The 2123-nt window shown below is 63.5% G+C and carries 3 protein-coding genes; all 3 read left to right on the plus strand.

Translation table 11 applies throughout. From position 1 onward, the window contains the following. Nucleotides 1–139 (plus strand): IS66 family insertion sequence element accessory protein TnpB (gene tnpB, locus EH240_RS36715; RefSeq protein WP_148101177.1); only part of this gene is annotated, 139 nt, incomplete at its 5' end. A 97-nt stretch (nt 140–236) separates the two neighbouring features. Further along, nucleotides 237–1826 carry an IS66 family transposase gene (tnpC, locus tag EH240_RS36720; protein ID WP_245436705.1) on the plus strand — a complete coding sequence of 530 codons (1590 nt, stop codon included), beginning with the start codon at nt 237–239 and terminating at the stop codon, nt 1824–1826. Between the two features lie 50 nt (nt 1827–1876). Continuing rightward, nucleotides 1877–2123, plus strand: a 247-nt coding sequence (locus EH240_RS36725) for a hypothetical protein (RefSeq protein ID WP_125007210.1), incomplete at its 3' end; no start/stop codon positions are given.

The following is a 2123-nucleotide window of genomic DNA, read 5'->3' on the forward strand; positions in this document are numbered from 1 at the left end:
GCTAGAGCGAGGGCGGTTCATTTGGCCAAGCCCGGCCGACGGCGCAGTGACGATCTCGGCGGCGCAGCTCGGTTATCTTCTGTCCGGAATCGACTGGCGAAATCCGCAGGAAACCTGGCGTCCGACGTCGGTCGGGTGACGCTTTTGCCTTTGAAAGCAGGGGTGGATGTGATTCCTTTCCGCCTGTGAAAGTCGCCCCTGATTCGCTCCCGACCGATCTTGGTGCCGCCCACGCGATGATCCTCGCGGAGCGCGCCGCGCGCATGGAGGCGGAGGCCGTCGCGGCGCGTGCTCAGGCTGTGACCTCCAGCACGGATGCCCTGATCGCGCACCTCAAGCTGCAGATCGAGAAGCTGCACCGCGAGCTTTACGGCAGCCGCTCGGAGCGCAAGGCGCGGCTGCTTGACCAGATGGAATTGCAGCTGGAGGATTTGGAGGCCGCTGCGACCGAGGACGAACTGACGGCGAGACAAGCGGCAGCGCAAGCGCAGACGGTTCGCTCGTTCGAGCGCAAACGGCCCGCGCGCAAGCCTTTCCCCGACCATCTGCCGCGCGAGCGCGTCGTCATCGCCGCGCCCCGGAACTGCCCCTGCTGCGGTTCAGCCAAGCTGGCGAAGCTTGGCGAAGACGTCACCGAGACGCTGGAGGTGATCCCGCGCCGGTGGAAGGTGATCCAGACGGTGCGCGAGAAGTTCACCTGCCGCGAATGCGAGAAGATCACGCAGCCGCCGGCACCCTTCCACGTGACCCCGCGTGGCTTTGCCGGGCCGAACCTTTTGGCGATGATCCTGTTCGAGAAGTTCGCCCAGCACCAGCCGCTGAACCGGCAAAGCGAGCGCTATGCCCGTGAGGGCATCGAGCTCAGCCTCTCGACGCTTGCCGACCAGGTCGGAGCCTGTGCTGCGGCACTGAAGCCGTTGCATGCGCTGATCGAGACGCATGTGGTTGCCGCCGAGCGGCTGCATGGCGACGACACTACAGTGCCGATTTTAGCCCGCGGCAAGACCGATACCGGGCGCATCTGGACCTATGTCAGGGATGACCGGCCGTTCGGCGGGCAATCGCCGCCGGCGGCACTCTATTATGCCTCGCGCGATCGGCGACAGGAACATCCCGAGCGCCATCTCAAATCCTTCACTGGCATTCTGCAGGCTGACGCCTATGGCGGCTATAACCCGCTGTTCAAGGTGGACCGCGATGGCGGTCCGCTGACCCAGGCACTGTGCTGGTCGCATGCGCGCCGCAAGTTCTTCGTGCTCGCCGACATTGCGACCAACACCAGACGTGGAAAGAACGCCACGCCGATCTCGCCGATCGCGCTCGAGACGGTCAAACGCATCGACGCGCTGTTCGACGTCGAGCGCGAGATCAATGGTCTTGGCGCCGACGAACGTCTGCAACGACGCCAGCAGGAGAGCCGTCCTCTCGTCACCGAGCTTGAGAAATGGATGCGAGCCGAGCGGGCCAAATTATCCCGCAGTTCTCCCGTCGCCGAGCCGATCGACTATATGCTGAAGCGCTGGGGCGGGTTCACGTCCTTCCTCGGTGACGGGCGGATCTGCCTGACCAACAACGCTGCCGAACGCGCCCTGCGGAGTTTTGCCCTCGGCAGGAAGTCATGGCTCTTCGCCGGCTCCGATCGCGGCGCTGATCGGGCCGCCTTCATGGCGACGCTAATCACAAGCGCCAAGCTCAATGACGTCGATCCGCAGGCCTGGCTTGCCGATGTCCTCGCTCGCATCGCCGACACGCCGATCGCGCGGCTCGAGGACCTGCTTCCGTGGAATTGGAGCCCTTTGACGATCGCGGCAGCCAAAGCTGCCTGATCGGGGCTTCACCTCGCCCCGCTCAAAGACCAGACAGAAGAGGCCGTCCGTTGGGATATCGCAACTCTGCACTCTACACCCTCAAATATGTCGCCTCGATGCTCGATGAGGACGAAGAGTTCTTGCGCGATTGCTCGATCGGCATGTTCTCTGAAGACGGTTGTCTGAGCGCCTACGACGACTATCCCGGATCGGAATTAAGCGAAGCCATCGTGGTCTTTACCGAAGACGGCATCGAGAACCTTCGGTATGTCATCGAAGAGCGCAGGGCATCAGGCAACGCACCGCCGAAACCTA

The organism is Mesorhizobium tamadayense (assembly GCF_003863365.1).
Taxonomy (GTDB): domain Bacteria; phylum Pseudomonadota; class Alphaproteobacteria; order Rhizobiales; family Rhizobiaceae; genus Mesorhizobium; species Mesorhizobium tamadayense.